Below are 15,828 nucleotides of genomic sequence, written 5' to 3' on the forward strand. Positions count from 1 at the left end.
CGGATGGGGGCGATCATGTCAGGATGTCTGAGTTTTGCATCGAGACTGCCCAATGCGCCATAACACCGCTGAGACCTTTCCCATGATCGCCGCCCTGGATCTGGGCTCGAACAGCTTTCACATGGTGCTCGCGCGCACCAGCAATGGCGAAATGCGCATCCTCGAACGGCTCGGCGAGAAGGTCCAGCTGGCTGCCGGGATCGACGAAAACCGTCTACTCGACGAGGCCGCCATGCAGCGTGGGCTGGACTGTCTGCGTCGCTTCGCCCAGCTGGTCAATCATCTGCCGCAGGGCGCCGTACGCATCGTCGGCACCAACGCACTGCGTGAAGCGCGCAATCGCGCCACCTTCATCCGCCGCGCCGAAGAGATCGTCAACCATCAGGTCGAGGTCATCTCCGGCCGCGAAGAAGCGCGCCTGATCTATCTCGGCGTGTCGCACACCATCCCGAGCAGTTCCGGCCGCCGCCTGGTGGCAGACATCGGCGGCGGCAGCACCGAGTTCATCATCGGCGAAGGGTTCGAATCGCAGCTGCGCGAAAGCCTGCAGATGGGCTGCGTGAGCTACACCCAACGTTTCTTCCGTGACGGCAAGATCACCCCGGCACGCTACGCCCAGGCCTACACCGCCGCGCGGGTAGAGCTGATGGGCATCGAGCATGGTCTGCGCCGGCTCGGCTGGCAGGAATCCATCGGCGCGTCCGGCACCATCCGAGCCGTCGGTCTGGCGATCAAGAGCGGCGGCTTCGGCAACGGCGAGGTCAACCTCGAAGGGCTGGGATGGCTCAAACGCAAGCTGTTCAAGCTCGGCGACGTGGAGAAGATCGACATCGACGGCATCAAGCCGGACCGTCGCGGCGTGTTTCCTGCGGGCCTGGCGATTCTCGAGGCGATATTCGATGCGCTGGAGATCAGCAGCATGACCCACTCCGAAGGCGCCCTGCGCGAAGGGGTGCTCTACGATCTGCTAGGCCGTCACCATGACGAGGACATCCGCGACCGCTCGCTGAGCTTCCTGATGGAGCGCTACCATGTCGACATGGAACAGGCCGCGCGAGTCGAAGCCAAGGCGCTGGAGGCGTTCGACCAGGTGGCCGAGGCGTGGAGCCTGGATCAGGACTGGCACCGGGAGCTGCTCGCCTGGGCTGCACGGGTCCATGAAGTGGGCCTGGATATCGCGCACTACCACTACCACAAGCATGGCGCCTACCTGATCGAGCATTCCGACCTGCCCGGCTTCTCCCGTCAGGATCAGCTGATGCTGGCGCTGCTGGTGCGCGGCCACCGACGCAATATTCCTCAGGACAAGTTCGGCGAGACCGGGGTCGATGCCGATGCACTGGTGCGACTGTGCATCCTGCTGCGCTTCGCCATCCTGTTCCACCACATCCGCGGTGCCAACGCCGTCTCCGAGGTGCAGCTAAAGGCGACCGAAAGGGGCCTGGAGCTGATCTTCCCGACCGGCTGGCTGGGCGCGAACCCACTGACCAGGGCCGACTTCGAGGCCGAAGCCGCCTGGCTCGCGCGCGTGGGCTACGAACTGCGGATGAAATGAAACAAGGGCCCTAGGGGCCCTTGATGATACAGGTAACCAGTCTTCGCCTCCTCAGCCAGGCCGACGCGGCGCGCGCCAGCCACATGCCTGAAAACGCACCGCGGGAAACACCTGACTCAGCGCACGCCGACCTGCGGCCCGGTGAGACGCTCCAGCAACGTACTCTGTATGTTGCGCGCATTCTGATTACCGGTGGGACTGTTGCGCAGGTAGCTGCCGTCAGGCTGCAGAATCCAGCTCTGGGTGTTGTCGCTGAGGAAGCCTTCCAGCTCCTTCTTAACCCGCATCACCAGTTTCTTGCCTTCCACCGGGAAACAGGTTTCCACCCGACGATCGAGGTTGCGCTCCATCCAGTCGGCACTGGACAGGTAGAGCTTCTCGTCACCGTCATTCTGGAAGTAGAACACCCGACTGTGCTCAAGGAACCGGCCGATGATCGAGCGCACATGGATGTTGTGCGAGACACCGGCGATGCCCGGCCGCAGGCAGCACATGCCACGCACGATGAGATCGACGCGCACGCCGGTCTGGCTGGCCTTGTACAGCGCCTTGATCATCTTCGGATCGGTCAGCGCATTGATCTTCAGAATGATATGCGCGGGCCGCCCCTCGGCCGCGTGCTGGGTTTCCTGCGCGATCAGGTCGAGCAGCGTCTTCTTCAGGGTAAATGGCGCGTGCAGCAGCTTCTTCATGCGCATGGTCTTGCCCATGCCGATCAACTGACTGAACAGCTTGGAGACGTCCTCACACAGAGCGTCATCGGATGTCAGCAGACTGTAGTCGGTATACAGCCGGGCGTTGGCCGCGTGGTAGTTGCCGGTGCCCAGATGCGCGTAACGGCACAGCTCGCCATTTTCGCGACGCAGGATCAGCATCATCTTGGCGTGGGTCTTGTAGCCGACCACGCCATAGATCACCACCGCGCCGGCCTGCTGCAGGCGGCTGGCGAGCTGCAGGTTGGATTCCTCGTCGAAGCGGGCGCGCAGTTCGATCACCGCGGTAACTTCCTTGCCGCTGCGCGCCGCATCGACCAGCGCATCGACGATCTCCGAATTGGCACCCGAGCGATACAGCGTCTGCTTGATCGCCAGCACGCACGGGTCCTTCGCAGCTTCACGCAGCAGATCGACCACCGGCGTGAAGGACTCGAACGGGTGCAGCAGCAGGATGTCCTGCTTGTTGATCACACTGAATATCTTGTCGCTGTTCTGCAGCAACTTCGGAATTGATGGTGTGAATGGGCTGTATTGCAGCTCCGGGTGGCTGTCCAGCCCGGTGATGCTGAACAGGCGGGTCAGGTTGACGGGGCCGTTGACCCGGTACATTTCGCCCTCGCCCAGACTGAACTGCTTGAGCAGAAAATCGGCCAGGTGCTGCGGGCAGGTATCGGCCACTTCCAGGCGCACGGCATCGCCATAACGACGCGAGATCAGCTCGCCACGCAGCGCGCGTGCCAGGTCCTCGACGTCCTCGGTGTCAACCGAAAGGTCGGCGTTACGGGTGAGGCGGAACTGGTAGCAGCCCTTGACCCGCATGCCGTGGAACAGGTCGTCGGCATGGGCATGGATCATCGAGGAGAGGAAGACGAAGTTGTCGCCGGCGCCGCCGACCGACTCCGGCACGCGGATCACCCGCGGCAGCAGGCGTGGCGCCGGGATGATCGCCAGACCGGAATCGCGGCCGAAGGCATCGACGCCTTCCAGCTCGACGATGAAGTTCAGGCTCTTGTTCACCAGCAGCGGGAACGGATGGGTCGGATCGAGACCGATCGGCGTGACGATCGGCGCAATCTCGTCGCGGAAATAGCGGCGCACCCAGGTCTTGAGTTTGGCCGTCCAGTGCCTGCGGCGAATGAAGCGGATCTGATGCTCGGCCAGCGCTGGCAGAAGCACGTCGTTGAGGATCGCGTACTGGCGGTCGACCTGTTCGTGGACCAGCTCGGAGATTCGCGCCAGCGCCTGATGCGGCTGCAGGCCGTCGGCGCCCGCCTGTTCGCGGGCGAAGGTGACGCGCTTCTTCAGTCCGGCGACGCGAATCTCGAAGAACTCATCTAGGTTGCTGGAGAAGATCAGCAGGAACTTCAGCCGCTCCAGCAGCGGATAGGACTCATCCAGCGCCTGCTCGAGCACGCGGACGTTGAACTGAAGCTGCGAAAGCTCGCGATGGATGTACAGCGCACTGTCGTCCAGGTTGGTCACCAGCGCGACCGGCGTCTCCTCGACGACTTCCAGTGGCGCAGACACCACCTCGGGCAACGTCTGTTCCAGCACCTCGCCGACCACGGCGTCCTGCAGATCCTTTTCGCTGAGTCCCTGGTTGATCATCGCTTTGCCTCGAAAGGGCTCACTGGCCCCGTTTTAATTGTTGTGCCGCCTGTTTGGCGAAGTAAGTCAGGATGCCATCGGCCCCGGCACGCTTGAAGCCGACCAAAGACTCAAGGATGACGGCCTCGCTCAGCCAGCCATTCTGGATGGCGGCCATGTGCATGGCGTACTCGCCGCTGACCTGATAGACGAAGGTCGGCGCCTTGAAGGCATCTTTGACCCGCCAGACGATATCCAGGTAGGGCAGACCGGGCTTGACCATCACCATGTCCGCGCCTTCGGCCAGGTCGGCGCCCACTTCGTGCAGCGCCTCGTCACCGTTGGCCGGGTCCATCTGATAGGTATTCTTGTTGCTCTTGCCGAGGTTGGCGGCAGAGCCCACCGCATCTCGGAACGGGCCGTAATAGGCGCTGGCGTATTTCGCCGAGTAGGCCATGATGCGCACGTTGTGGTGTTCGGCCACTTCCAGCGCCTCGCGAATCGCCTGGATACGACCATCCATCATGTCCGACGGCGCGACCACCTGAGCGCCGGCTTCGGCGTGGGACAGCGCCTGGCGGACCAGCGCGTCGACAGTGACATCGTTCTGCACGTATCCGTTGTCGTCGAGAATGCCGTCCTGGCCGTGCGTGGTGAAAGGATCGAGAGCTACGTCGGTGATGATCCCCAGCTCAGGGAAACGCGCGCGCAAGGCGCGCGTGGCGCGCTGGGCGATGCCCTCCGGGTTCCAGGCTTCGGCCGCATCGAGGGACTTCTTCTCCAGCGGTGTCACCGGAAACAGCGCCAGCGCCGGAATGCCCAGCGCCACCAGCTCTTCAGCCTCCTCGAGCAGCAGGTCGATGGACAGTCGCTCCACTCCCGGCATCGACGGCACCGGCTCGCGGCGGTTCTCGCCGTCGAGCACGAACACCGGCAGGATCAGGTCATCGACGGTCAGCACATTTTCGCGCACCAGACGGCGGGAAAAATCGTCACGACGATTGCGACGCAGACGAGTAGCGGGGAACAGCCGGCTGGCAGGAACGAAACTCACGACGGACTCCTGGCCCGCAGAACGGGCGAATATGACGTTTATAGGCCCGACACATGACGAAATGATGACAACGCCAGGCCGTCGGGCCTCCGAAACCGCGCCCATTGTCGCCAGCCATGCCGGCGACTGCCAGTGCTTTGATCAGGCGCAAACTGCCGCGCCAGACCTGCGGCAATGAACACCGGCGCATCGCGCGAATCCAACGGAACGTGTGGGGCTTACCTGGAACCGTCCCAGGTATTAGCATCGAACGCATCCGCCGTGCCCGACGCAGGGCCGCTGAACTTGACCAGGAGTACCACTATGAACAAGAAAGTCGCCGTGATCCTCTCCGGCTGTGGCGTCTACGACGGCTCGGAGATCTACGAAAGCGTCATCACCCTGCTGCGCCTGGACCAGCGTGGCGTCAAGGTGCAGTGCTTCGCACCGAACATCGCGCAGATGCACGTGATCAATCACCTGACCGGCGACGAGATGCCGGAGTCGCGCAACGTGCTGACCGAATCCGCTCGCCTGGCCCGCGGCGAGATCAAGGATCTGCGCGAGGCGCGCGCCGAGGATTTCGACGCGCTGATCATCCCTGGCGGTTTCGGCGCCGCGAAGAACCTCTCCAATTTCGCTACCGAAGGCGCCAGCAGCAAGGCACTGCCGGATGTGGTGGCGCTCGCGCAGGCCTTTGCCGAGGCACGCAAGCCGGTCGGGATGATGTGCATCGCGCCGACCATGGCCGCGCAGATCTTCGGCGCCGGCGTGGTCTGTACTCTTGGCAGTGACGAGGCCGATGCCGCCAAGGCGGTCGCGCAGATGGGCGCCGAGCATCAGGCGTGCGAAGTCAGCGACATCGTCGTGGACAAGCAGCATCGACTGGTCACCACACCGGCGTACATGCTGGCGCAATCCATCAGCGAAGCCGCTTCGGGCATCTACAAGCTGGTCGACCGGGTACTGGAAATGACCACCGAAGACTGATCCGAACGCCGCCGAATGATCCCGGGTCCGCCCGGGATTTTTTTGCGCGAAAGCCGCCAAAGCCGCGGCTGCTCGTGCCGCCACTCTGTTCAGCGCGAACATCCTCGGGCAGCTTGATCGCTCATCCACAGGAACGCCGACCATGAACCACGACGACGCCCTGCTCGCCGAGCAGGCCCAGGCGGTACGCCAGATGTTCGAACGCATCCCCTTCAACCAGGCGTTGGGCATAGAACTGGACGAGGTATCGACCTCCCAGGTCGTCATGCACCTGCCGATGAAGCCGGAGCTGGTCGGCAACTTCGTCCACGGCATCCTGCATGGCGGGGTCATCGCCTCGCTGCTGGACGTGGCCGGCGGGGCGATGGCAATGCTCGGTGCCTTCGACAAGCATCGCCATTTGACTACCCAGGAGCGCGCCGCACGGCTTTCCCGGCTGGGAACCATCGACCTGCGCATCGACTACCTGCGCCCAGGCCGAGGCACCCGCTTCAGTGCCAGTGCGATGCTGCTGCGCTCGGGCAACAAGGTCGCGGTGGTGCGTTCTGAGCTGCACAACGAACTGGGCACCCTGATCGCCGTGGGCACCGGCACTTATCTTTGCGGTTGATCAGCCGATAGGAGATTGGCGGCCAGGGTGACCTCTCGTACACTCTGCCGCAGATGGCTATGCGCCACTATTCTCACGAGGCAGGACGCCCGACTGTTCGAGTGCCGCCGCGTGTCCAGACTTCTGTTTTCCGACCTTCCCGCCGACCAGGTTGCCCTGCTCGGCCACAGTCACGACCCTCTGCTGGTCGTTCTCTCCTACCTGGTCGCCAGCGCGGCGGCGTTCACCGCGCTGGCGCTGGCCAAGCGGGTCAGCCGCAGCGGCAGCCCGCGCGGCCGCGACTTGTGGCGTTGGGTCGGCGCGTTCGCTCTGGGTGGCGGCATCTGGTCGATGCACTTCATCGGCATGCTGGCCTTCAGCGCGCCGCTGGATATCAGCTACGACCATCGCATCACCCTGCTTTCGCTGCTGATCGCCATGGCCGTGTCTTATGTGGTGATGCGTCTACTCGGCCGCGACCGCCTCAGCGTGCCGCAGTACGCGCTGGCCGGCACGGCCGCCGGCTTCGGCATCGCCGCCATGCACTACACCGGGATGGCGGCGATACGCTCGCTGGCGACGCTCTACTACGCACCGCTGGCCTTCGCTGCCTCTGTTCTGATCGCCATCGGCGCCTCGATCGCCGCGCTGGTGCTGGGATATCACTTCCGCGCCAGCCAGAGCCGGCACCAGCACTGGCAGCGCCTGCTCTGCAGCCTGTTGATGGGCGCGGCGATCGTTTCGATGCACTACACCGGCATGCATGCGCTGACCATGGCAGTCCCCGCCCACATGCTGGAGCACACCGCCCCGTTCGGCAGTCATGGCGGCCAGCATGCCGTCCTCGCATCGGCAATCGGTCTGGTCGCGCTGCTGGTGATCGTCACCGGCATCGCCGCCAGCTGGGCCGAGCAGCGCTTCAGCGAGCAACGCCAGGCACTCGACCAGGCCGAGCACCAGCTAAACGCGATGACCCATTACGACCCGCTGACCAACCTGTTCAACGGTCGCGCCTTCACCGAGATGGTCACCCAGGTCCTGGCCGCGCGCGAGGAACGTCAGGCGCTGGCCGTGCTGGTGGTGGATCTGGACAACTTCAAGCGCATCAACGACAGCCTCGGCCACCGCAGCGGCGACCTGGCATTGCAACAGGCGGCGCATCGAATCCGCGCGGTACTCGGTCAGCACGACATGCTGGCGCGCTTCTCCGGCGACGAGTTCTGCGTCTTGACCCTCGGCCAGTGGGAGCAGGCCCAGGCGCTGGCCAACCACATCCTCGAACAGCTGCGCCCGCCCTTCACCCTCGGCGACACCCAGCTGCGCCTGACCGCCAGCATCGGCATCAGCCAGTACCCCGAAGACGGCCTGAACTTCGATGCGCTGTTCCGCCACGCCGGCCTCGCGGTCGGCCAGTGCAAGGCCAGCGGCCGCAACCGCAGCCTGCGCTTCAACCCCGCGCTGGAACTGCGCGCCCAGGAGGATCTGTCGCTGGAACAGGACCTGCGCCGGGCACTGAACGAAAACCTCCTCAGCGTGAACTATCAGCCCATCGTCGATGGCCGCAGCGGCGAGCCGGTGAGCCTCGAGGCGCTGGTGCGCTGGCAGCATCCGCAGCAGGGTTTCATCAGCCCCGAGCGCTTCGTCGGACTAGCCGAGCAACACGGCTTCGTCGCCGAGCTGGACGCCTGGGTCGCGCGCCGCGCCTGTGCCGACCTGGTCGCCTTGCTCGATGAGGGCTACGACCTGCGGGTAGCGGTCAATTGCTCAGCGCTCAACCTGTCCAATCTGCAGATGCCGGAGGTCGTCGCGCGCATTCTCGAACGTACCGGTCTCGACCCGGCGCGGCTGACCGTGGAAGTCACCGAGAATGCGCTGATGAACAGCCTTGGCGCAGCGGTGCGCACCCTCGATGCCGTCCGTGAACTCGGGGTGAAGGTGTCCATCGATGATTTCGGCAGCGGCTATTCCTCGCTGGCCTACCTGCGCAAGCTGCCGGTGGACACCCTCAAGGTCGACCGCGCCTTCGTTCAGGAAATCGCCGAGCAGGCCAATGACCGCGCCATCACCGCGGCGATCATCGCCATGGCGCATAAACTCGGTCTCAAGGTGGTGGCCGAAGGCGTCGAGGAGGAGGTACAGCTGGCCTACCTGCGCGAAAACGGCTGCGATTACATCCAGGGCTACTACTACAGCCGCCCGCTGCCATTGTCGGCACTGCGCGACTGGCTGGCCGCGCGGCGGCCGCTCACTGCGGGCGCGACAATCGCGTGAGCAGGCGATCCAGGGAATTGGCGAAAGCCTGGCGGTCGCGCTCGCTGTAGGCCCCCTGGCCGCCGCCCATCTGGCCCTGATCGCGTAGATCGGTGAACAGGTTGCGCACCGCCAGCCGCTCGCCCATGTTGCGCTCATCGAACTCGCGACCGCGCGGGTCGAGCGCCGCGACGCCCTTCTTCACCAGTCGATCGGCCAGCGGAACGTCGCTGCAGATCACCAGATCACCGGGCTCGGCATGTTCGACCAGATAGTCATCGGCTGCATCCGGCCCGCTCGGCACCACGATCAGCCGCACGCAGGCGAACGCCGGCTTGACCTGGCTCTGGCCGGCAACCAGCAGCACCTCGAACCGCCGTTTAAGGGCGAACTTGATCACCTGGTCCTTGGCTGCGCGCGGGCAGGCATCGGCATCGATCCACACGCGCATGGCGGTTGCCTCGCTCATGCCACCGCGCGCCTTACGGTCGCCAGCAGCGCCGCCGCGCCGGCGAACATTGCGGCGAAACTGCGGTTGACCAGGCGCTGCTGACGCGGCGTGCGCAACAGCCGCAGCACTTTCGCCGCCAGCCCGGTGTAGCCGGCCATGACGATCAGGTCGACCACCACCATGGTCGCGGCCATCTCGCTGTATTGCAGCAGCAACGGCCGCTGCGGGTCGAGAAACTGCGGCAGTACGGCGAGGATGAAAACGATTGCCTTGGGGTTGCTGGCGTTGACCACAAACCCGCGCAGCATCAGGCTCAGCGGCCTGCCGATGGGTCGCGGGGCGGCGGAATCATCCAGCGCCTCAGGCTGCGCCTGCCATTGCTTCCAGGCCAGCCAGAGCAGATAGCCGACACCGAACCATTTAATCAGGCTGAACGCCAGCTCCGAGGTGGCCAGCACCGCACCGACGCCGGCCGCGACCACGGCGATCTGCAGGACCAACGCCAGCTGCAGGCCGATGGCATTCCAGTAGCCGCGCCAGAAGCCGTACTGCAGCCCGCAGGACATCGACGCGATGGCGCCGGCGCCTGGCGACAGGCTGATCACCCAACAGGCAACGAAGAACGCGAGCCAGGTTTCCAGAGACATGCTGATTACCTCCATTCAACGAGCGCCGGCGGTCCAGCCGGCGCTTCGGTTCAGTCCGGCATGTCCTTGCCCAGTTTGACCGGTTCTTTAAGCTTGCGCTTCATCGCCTTGCGCATGTGGATGTTCAGTGCCTCGACGCCCAGCGAGAAAGCCATCGCGAAGTAGACGTAGCCCTTCGGTACATGCACATCGAAGGCTTCGGCGATGAGCAGCGTACCGACGACGATGAGGAACGACAGCGCCAGAATCTTCAGCGTCGGGTGCTTGTCGATGAACTCGCTGATGGTACCGGCAGCCAGCATCATCACCAGCACCGCGATGACGATCGCCGCGACCATCACCGGGACGTTCTGCACCAGACCGACCGCCGTGATCACCGAGTCCAGCGAGAAGATGATGTCGATCACCGCGATCTGCAGGATGATCCCGATAAACCCGGCCTTTACCACGGCGGCGCCCGCAGCCTGCTCCTCTTCCTCGCCTTCGACGCTGTGCCAGATCTCCATGGTGCTCTTGAACAGGAGGAACAGGCCTCCGAAGAACAGGATCAGGTCGCGCCCGGAAACGCCCTCGCCCAGCACCGTGAACAAGTCATTGGTCAGGCGCATCACCCAGGCGATGGATAGCAGCAGCAGGATCCGCGTGCCCATGGCCAGCGCCAGGCCGAAGAAGCGCGCCTTCGGCTGCTGCTCCTTGGGCAGGCGGCTGACCAGAATCGAAATGAAGATGATGTTGTCGATGCCGAGGACGATTTCCAGGGCGGTCAGGGTCAGAAAGGCGACCCATATCTCAGGGTTGCTGAGCCATTCCATGAGGGTTATTACTCGCTGGGGTTACGGTTGTAGAGCTGCACTTCGCTGCCACGCCAACGGCGCACGGCTTTCTGGAAGAACAGACTGTTGGGTACCTGCACGATAGCGCCGGTTCCGGCTTCGGCCACCTCTTCGAGGGTGGTGTAGACCAGATTGATGTCGATGACCCGACCCTTGACGATCGGCTTGTCGAACGCCTCGACAATTTCCACCACATCGCCCAGCCGGAACGGGCCGACAGTGAGGATGAGCACCGCACAGAGCAGGTTGGACAGCACGCTCCAGATCGCGAAGAAGGCGATGGCCGCCACTGCGACAAAACCGGAGATGGCTGTCCACAGCACGGTGGCGGAGACGCCGAAGCGCTCCAGCACCATGAGCAGTGCGCCGCCGATGATGAACCAGCGAATACCGCCGCGCACCGGGATCAGCAATTCCGGCGGCAACGGATAACGCGACGACAGCCGAGTCAGTCCACGGGCGACCAAGCGTTGCAGGACATAGGCGACCAGCAGGATCAACAGCACCTGCAAGCCCAGCATCCACTGCAAGCGCCATTCTTCAACCAATGTCAGCCAGGGTTCGCTCATGCACTGGCCTCCAGTTGCGCCTGCAGGCTCTCCAGTATTTCCAGCGCCTCCAGCCAGGCTTCCTCCAGCTCGCCTTCGCGAACCTTCAGCTCCGTCTGCTTGGCCAGCAGCTGGCGCAACTCGTCCTTGCGAGCAGACTCATAAAGCGCACTGTCGCCCAGCTGCGCCTCGAGCGTCGCCAGCTTCTCGTGCACCATCGCCAAATCCTTCTCCAGTTTGTCCGCCTGGCGCTTGTGCGGCGCCAACTGCTGGCGCAGGGCGGCGGCGGCCTGACGCTGAGCACGCTTGTCGGTCTTGTCCGCCGCTGGCTCGCCGCTGGCCACGGGTTGCTGGCGCGTACGGTAATCCACCAGCCAGCGTGCATAGTCTTCGAGATCGCCGTCGAAGCTCTGCACCTGGCCGTCGGCGACCAACAGGAACTCGTCGGTGGTGCTCTTGAGCAGATGACGGTCGTGGGATACGACCAGCACCGCACCTTCGAAATCCTGCAGGGCAAGCGTCAGGGCCAGGCGCATTTCCAGGTCGAGGTGGTTGGTCGGTTCGTCGAGCAGCAACAGGTTGGGCTTGCCCCAGGCGATCAGCGCCAGGGCCAGGCGCGCTTTCTCGCCGCCGGAAAAATTCAGCACCGGCTCGTCGCAGCGCGCGCCGCGGAAATCGAAGCCGCCGAGAAAATCACGCAGCGTCTGCTCGCGCTCGGCCGGAGCGATGCGCTGCAGGTGCAGCAAGGGGCTGGCCTTGGGATCGAGCGAATCCAGCTGATGCTGGGCGAAATAGCCGACCGCCAGGTTCTCGCCGCGCTGCAGGCGGCCGGACAGCGGGGCCAGTTCAGCGGAGAGTGTCTTGATCAGCGTTGATTTGCCGGCACCATTCGGCCCCAGCAAACCAATACGCGCGCCGGGCACCAGCTGCAGCTTGACCTTGTCCAGCACCATCTTTTCGCCGTAGCCGAGGCGCCCTTCGGCGAGGTCCAGCAAGGGGCTGGACACCTTGTCCGCCTCGCGGAAGCGGAAGTCGAACGGCGAGTCCACGTGCGCCGGCGCCAGTTCTTCGAGGCGCTCCAGCGCCTTGATCCGGCTCTGGGCCTGGCGTGCCTTGGTCGCCTGGGCCTTGAAGCGGCGGATATAGCTTTCCATGTGGGCGCGCTGCGCCTGCTGCTTCTCGAAAGCTTGCTGCTGCTGCGCCAGACGCTCGGCGCGAGTTCTTTCGAAGGCCGAGTAGCCGCCGCGGTAAAGCGTCAGTTTGCGCTGCTCCAGATGGATGACGTGATCGACCACCGAGTCGAGGAAGTCGCGGTCGTGGGAAATCAGCAGCAGGGTGCCGGGGTAGCCCTTGAGCCAGTCCTCGAGCCAGAGGATCGCATCGAGATCGAGGTGGTTGGTCGGTTCGTCGAGCAGCAACAGGTCGGACGGGCACATCAGTGCCTGAGCAAGGTTGAGACGCATGCGCCAGCCACCGGAGAAGCTGCTGACCGGCAGCGCCATCTGCTCGTTGGCAAAGCCCAGCCCGGCGAGCAGCTTGCGCGCGCGGGCGTCGGCGCTGTAGCCGTCGACGTTGTCCAGCTCGGTGTGCAGACGCGCCAGCGCATTGCCATCGTGGGCCTGTTCGGCGGCGGCAAGCTCGCGCTGAATGCGCCGCAGCTCGACGTCGCCATCAAGCACATAGTCCACGGCCAGGCGATCGAGGGTATCGATCTCCTGGCGCATGTGCGCGATGCGCCAGTCCGGCGGCAACTGGCAATCGCCGCCGTCGGGCACCAGCTCGCCACGCAGCAGCGCGAAGAGGGTGGATTTGCCAGCGCCATTGGCGCCGATCAGGCCGGCCTTCTGGCCGGGGTGCAGGGTCAGCTCGGCGCCTTCCAGCAAACGCTGCGGGCCACGCTGTAGAGTGAGGTTCTGGAGTCGGATCATAATGCCGGCGAGTTTATCAGTTCGCCTGGAAAGCCAGCCGGGCCACCCGCAAAAAAAGGCGTACCACTTATGCCCAACCTGGATCTCTGGACGTTTGCCCTCAACTGCTACGCACGAGAGGGGGTCGAGACTGCCTGCCTGGAACTGCAAAGTCAGGGGGCGGACGTCTGTGTGCTGATCTGCGCGGCCTGGCTGGAAGCACGCGGGGTGGCCTGCAATCAGGAGCGGATGTGTGCGCTGGAAGAAGTCGCTGCACCCTGGCGACACATAGTGGTGGAGCCGCTGCGCGAACTGCGTCAGGCATGGCGCTCGCCGGCTGAACAGGACGAAGCGCTGCGAGAACTGCGCAAAACACTCAAGACACTGGAACTGCAAGCCGAGCGCAGCCTGCTGGAACGGCTACAGACGGCAAGCCGCGAATGGGACGAAAGCGCTGACGCCAACCAGTGGTTGAGCGCTCTTGCGCCGAAAGGTAGTTGCCGCGTTGCGCTGGAAACCCTGCGCAACGCGGCCTATCAGACTCAGCTGGAGCTGGCCGGTGTCTGAGTCGCGGTGCGCTTGGCTGCAGGTTTGCGAGTGGCAGGCTTTTTCGCCACGGCCTTGGCGGCGGGCTTCGCAGTCGCAGGCTTGGCCGCTGAGTCAGCCGCGGCGGGCGCTGCACTGTCAGCTGATTGCGCGGCCGCAGCGGGTTTGGCCACAGTAGCCGAGCGGGCGCGAGTCGGTGCCTTGGCCGTTGCAGGACGTGAGGCTGCAGGCTTGGCCGCGGCACCGCCAGCTGATGTCTTCGCTGCTGTCTTGGTCGGTGCTTTCGTTGGAGCCTTGGCTGGCGTTTTAGCCGCCGGCGCTGTCGCTGCCTTGGTGGTCGGAGCCTTGGCGGATGCTGCTGGCGATTTGGCTGCAGTCGGGGCGGCCTTGCTGGCCGGCTTGCGCGCTGCCTGACGGGAGGTTGCGGCGGGCTTGACGGCCGTCGCCTGCTGCTGGGCGCGCAAGGCCTTGTCAGCGTCATCTGCGACCTTGCGGATGCCCTGAGCCAGCTTCAGGCTCTGCTCGGCATCGCGCCTGAGGTCGGCCAGGTAAGTCAGGGTTTCGCTCTGCCGGCTCTGCAGCAATGCAAGGGATTCTTCCAGCTCGCCGAGCCGGGAGCGCGCTTTGGTCTGCGCCTTGGTCTTGCCCGTGCTGCCGGCCTCGTCGAGCTTGGCGCGCGCCTTGGTCAATTTGTCTTGCGCCTTGCCACGCTGCTTTTGCAGCTTGGCGAGCGCACTTTCCGCATCCTTGATCGCCTGGCTGCAGGCTTTGTCCAGATGCTCGATGAGACTGTGGGAAAGCTGCTGCAACAGATGCAGCGGAGTGGTGACCGACTTCTTCTTCGCGGGCATGAAAGTGCCTCCTGGCGGGAACGATGCCCCCATACTAGACGGCCCGCCAGGTGGCCGCCAGGGGACGCGAAGCGCCACACCCGCCGAAGCGGATGGAAGATCTCAGGCCGGAGCAGCCGCCTGCTTATGCGCGGTATGCAGCACCTCGATCAGGCAGTCTTCCAGCTCGAACCGCTCATGCAACAGCTGACCGAGTTTCTTGAGCTCATCGGCCAAGCCCGGGCTACCCAAGCAATCGCCCTTCTCGCAACGATCGTTGAAGCCCAGCGAGACCTGGGTGATGGTTTCGATACGCGGATAGATCTGCTTGGCCAGTTCGATGGCACGAGCATCACCGAAGGCTTCGGCCTCGGCGAGCAGTTGTTCATAGATTTCGAAGTGGCCGGCAGAGACGTAGTCGACCAGATATTCGCAAAACCGCTGCAGGGCCTGGCGAGCGGCGGCATCGTCACGCTCGGTATGCAGCCCGTCGTACGCATTGATAAGCGCGTGGCGCTCGTTCAACCAACGGTCGATCAGCAGATGTACACCACCCCAGCGTTCCTGGGCATTCCGACAGCTCTCGAGCATGATGACCTCACTTCCCTAATCGATGTTGCTTTACGCCATTCCGAGACGTTTTTGTCTTTCGGTATCGGCCTTTGGGTGAGTGACGGTGACGAGTGGCAAGAATCCGTCACCGCACGAGCAGACTATGCCGCGCTGCTCGAAGCATCAAGCAAAATGCCGACGAATCTTCGAGCGCAGCGGCACCGGGTGGATACCGCACGTCGAGAAGAAGACCGCACAAGCGTGACGGGAGTTCGCCAGGGGAAGGTAAAGATCGGTTCAGTCGCGACGCAGCAGTTGCCACGCACAGACGATGGCCATGCCGATGAAGCCCAGCAGACTCCACTCGGGGATGCTCAGGCCGAGCATGGTCCAGCTCACCTCGGCGCACTCGGCGGTACCGTGCAGCACCAGCCGCGCGATCTCCTGAAACGGCAACGCCTCCATCATGTATTCCAGGCTCGGCAGGCAGCTCGGCAGCTGATCGGCAGGCACGCTCTGCAACCAGATCTGGCGAATCGCCGTGGCCGCGCCGGCAGCCACGAAGAGCAAGGCGAAACCGGAGTAGACACGCCGCCCCGTCTTTGCGGGCCCGTGAATCGCCGCGGCCAGGCAGATCAGGCCGAAACCGATGACGCAGATGCGCTGGACAATACACAGTGGGCAAGGCGCAAGCCCCATCACGTGCTCCATGTAGAGCGCGATGGCGATCAGCAGGGCGCTGCCCAGAGAGGCGAGAGCGAACAGGGAACGAGGGCTGGCCAGGCGCATGATGG

At 64.2% G+C, this 15,828-nt stretch carries 15 protein-coding genes; 5 read left to right on the top strand and 10 right to left on the bottom strand.

Going from position 1 to position 15,828, the window contains the following annotated elements; translation table 11 throughout:
• The first annotated feature begins 52 nt into the window (after positions 1-52).
• The gene (gene ppx / locus LLJ08_RS17905; protein ID WP_014821733.1) at positions 53-1,555 is read left to right on the top strand and encodes an exopolyphosphatase; all 1,503 of its coding nucleotides are present in this window, start codon (positions 53-55) and stop codon (positions 1,553-1,555) included.
• Positions 1,556-1,671: 116 nt separating this feature from the next.
• Here ppx and ppk1 read toward each other — a convergent pair whose 3' ends face one another.
• On the bottom strand, positions 1,672-3,879 hold the full coding sequence (gene ppk1, locus LLJ08_RS17910) for a polyphosphate kinase 1 (protein ID WP_041015164.1): 2,208 nt from the start codon (positions 3,877-3,879) through the stop codon (positions 1,672-1,674).
• A 19-nt stretch (positions 3,880-3,898) separates the two neighbouring features.
• Complete coding sequence (hemB, locus tag LLJ08_RS17915; protein ID WP_014821735.1) at positions 3,899-4,912, bottom strand: porphobilinogen synthase; 1,014 nt, start codon at positions 4,910-4,912, stop codon at positions 3,899-3,901.
• Between the two features lie 303 nt (positions 4,913-5,215).
• Here hemB and elbB point away from each other — a divergent pair, with 303 nt between their 5' ends.
• From elbB to LLJ08_RS17930, 3 genes are all read left to right on the top strand, one after another.
• Positions 5,216-5,881, top strand: coding sequence for an isoprenoid biosynthesis glyoxalase ElbB (gene elbB / locus LLJ08_RS17920; protein ID WP_044315177.1), 666 nt, complete (start codon positions 5,216-5,218; stop codon positions 5,879-5,881).
• A 142-nt stretch (positions 5,882-6,023) separates the two neighbouring features.
• Positions 6,024-6,491: a thioesterase family protein gene (locus tag LLJ08_RS17925; protein WP_003301083.1), complete on the top strand. Its 468-nt coding sequence runs from the start codon at positions 6,024-6,026 to the stop codon at positions 6,489-6,491.
• 111 nt (positions 6,492-6,602) lie between these two features.
• Positions 6,603-8,741, top strand: coding sequence for a putative bifunctional diguanylate cyclase/phosphodiesterase (locus LLJ08_RS17930; RefSeq protein WP_102832902.1), 2,139 nt, complete (start codon positions 6,603-6,605; stop codon positions 8,739-8,741).
• Here the strand turns inward: LLJ08_RS17930 and LLJ08_RS17935 are convergent.
• From LLJ08_RS17935 to LLJ08_RS17955, 5 genes are read right to left on the bottom strand one after another with little or no spacing between them, the layout of a single operon-like run.
• Entirely contained in the window at positions 8,716-9,171 is a 456-nt protein-coding gene (locus tag LLJ08_RS17935) for a YaiI/YqxD family protein (protein ID WP_003301085.1), read from the bottom strand. The genes LLJ08_RS17930 and LLJ08_RS17935 overlap by 26 nt on opposite strands.
• A 14-nt stretch (positions 9,172-9,185) precedes the next feature.
• Positions 9,186-9,818, bottom strand: coding sequence for a LysE family transporter (locus LLJ08_RS17940; protein ID WP_102832903.1), 633 nt, complete (start codon positions 9,816-9,818; stop codon positions 9,186-9,188).
• A 50-nt stretch (positions 9,819-9,868) separates the two neighbouring features.
• Complete coding sequence (locus tag LLJ08_RS17945; RefSeq protein ID WP_102832904.1) at positions 9,869-10,630, bottom strand: TerC family protein; 762 nt, start codon at positions 10,628-10,630, stop codon at positions 9,869-9,871.
• An 8-nt stretch (positions 10,631-10,638) separates the two neighbouring features.
• Positions 10,639-11,220 (bottom strand): mechanosensitive ion channel domain-containing protein, encoded by a 582-nt coding sequence (locus LLJ08_RS17950; RefSeq protein WP_101276082.1) that lies wholly within the window; start codon positions 11,218-11,220, stop codon positions 10,639-10,641.
• Positions 11,217-13,127, bottom strand: coding sequence for an ATP-binding cassette domain-containing protein (locus LLJ08_RS17955; protein ID WP_102832905.1), 1,911 nt, complete (start codon positions 13,125-13,127; stop codon positions 11,217-11,219). The genes LLJ08_RS17950 and LLJ08_RS17955 overlap by 4 nt, the downstream gene beginning before the upstream one ends.
• Positions 13,128-13,196: 69 nt before the next feature.
• Between LLJ08_RS17955 and LLJ08_RS17960 the strand changes: the two genes are divergently transcribed.
• The gene (locus tag LLJ08_RS17960) at positions 13,197-13,673 is read left to right on the top strand and encodes a TIGR02444 family protein (RefSeq protein WP_041015167.1); all 477 of its coding nucleotides are present in this window, start codon (positions 13,197-13,199) and stop codon (positions 13,671-13,673) included.
• Here the strand turns inward: LLJ08_RS17960 and LLJ08_RS17965 are convergent.
• The 3 genes from LLJ08_RS17965 to LLJ08_RS17975 all read right to left on the bottom strand — a co-directional run bounded on the left by LLJ08_RS17965 (position 13,649) and on the right by LLJ08_RS17975 (position 15,823).
• Positions 13,649-14,503, bottom strand: coding sequence for an AlgP family protein (locus tag LLJ08_RS17965; protein WP_228207600.1), 855 nt, complete (start codon positions 14,501-14,503; stop codon positions 13,649-13,651). The two genes, LLJ08_RS17960 and LLJ08_RS17965, sit on opposite strands and share 25 nt — an antisense overlap.
• A gap of 102 nt (positions 14,504-14,605) precedes the next feature.
• Positions 14,606-15,073 carry an Rsd/AlgQ family anti-sigma factor gene (locus tag LLJ08_RS17970; RefSeq protein ID WP_014821744.1) on the bottom strand — a complete coding sequence of 156 codons (468 nt, stop codon included), beginning with the start codon at positions 15,071-15,073 and terminating at the stop codon, positions 14,606-14,608.
• A gap of 258 nt (positions 15,074-15,331) precedes the next feature.
• On the bottom strand, positions 15,332-15,823 hold the full coding sequence (locus LLJ08_RS17975) for a disulfide bond formation protein B (protein WP_014821745.1): 492 nt from the start codon (positions 15,821-15,823) through the stop codon (positions 15,332-15,334).
• Between the last annotated feature and the right edge of the window lie 5 nt (positions 15,824-15,828).

The sequence above is a fragment of the Stutzerimonas chloritidismutans genome (assembly GCF_020783375.1).
Classification (GTDB): domain Bacteria; phylum Pseudomonadota; class Gammaproteobacteria; order Pseudomonadales; family Pseudomonadaceae; genus Stutzerimonas; species Stutzerimonas kunmingensis.

Coding starts and splice junctions, on each gene's coding strand:
- ppk1 (WP_041015164.1), bottom strand. CDS start 3,879: ATGATCAACCAGGGACTCAGCGAAAAGGATCTGCAGGACGCCGTGGTC.
- LLJ08_RS17925 (WP_003301083.1), top strand. CDS start 6,024: ATGAACCACGACGACGCCCTGCTCGCCGAGCAGGCCCAGGCGGTACGC.
- LLJ08_RS17975 (WP_014821745.1), bottom strand. CDS start 15,823: ATGCGCCTGGCCAGCCCTCGTTCCCTGTTCGCTCTCGCCTCTCTGGGC.
- elbB (WP_044315177.1), top strand. CDS start 5,216: ATGAACAAGAAAGTCGCCGTGATCCTCTCCGGCTGTGGCGTCTACGAC.
- LLJ08_RS17940 (WP_102832903.1), bottom strand. CDS start 9,818: ATGTCTCTGGAAACCTGGCTCGCGTTCTTCGTTGCCTGTTGGGTGATC.
- LLJ08_RS17970 (WP_014821744.1), bottom strand. CDS start 15,073: ATGCTCGAGAGCTGTCGGAATGCCCAGGAACGCTGGGGTGGTGTACAT.
- LLJ08_RS17950 (WP_101276082.1), bottom strand. CDS start 11,220: ATGAGCGAACCCTGGCTGACATTGGTTGAAGAATGGCGCTTGCAGTGG.
- LLJ08_RS17955 (WP_102832905.1), bottom strand. CDS start 13,127: ATGATCCGACTCCAGAACCTCACTCTACAGCGTGGCCCGCAGCGTTTG.
- LLJ08_RS17945 (WP_102832904.1), bottom strand. CDS start 10,630: ATGGAATGGCTCAGCAACCCTGAGATATGGGTCGCCTTTCTGACCCTG.
- LLJ08_RS17965 (WP_228207600.1), bottom strand. CDS start 14,503: ATGCCCGCGAAGAAGAAGTCGGTCACCACTCCGCTGCATCTGTTGCAG.
- LLJ08_RS17960 (WP_041015167.1), top strand. CDS start 13,197: ATGCCCAACCTGGATCTCTGGACGTTTGCCCTCAACTGCTACGCACGA.
- ppx (WP_014821733.1), top strand. CDS start 53: ATGCGCCATAACACCGCTGAGACCTTTCCCATGATCGCCGCCCTGGAT.
- LLJ08_RS17935 (WP_003301085.1), bottom strand. CDS start 9,171: ATGCGCGTGTGGATCGATGCCGATGCCTGCCCGCGCGCAGCCAAGGAC.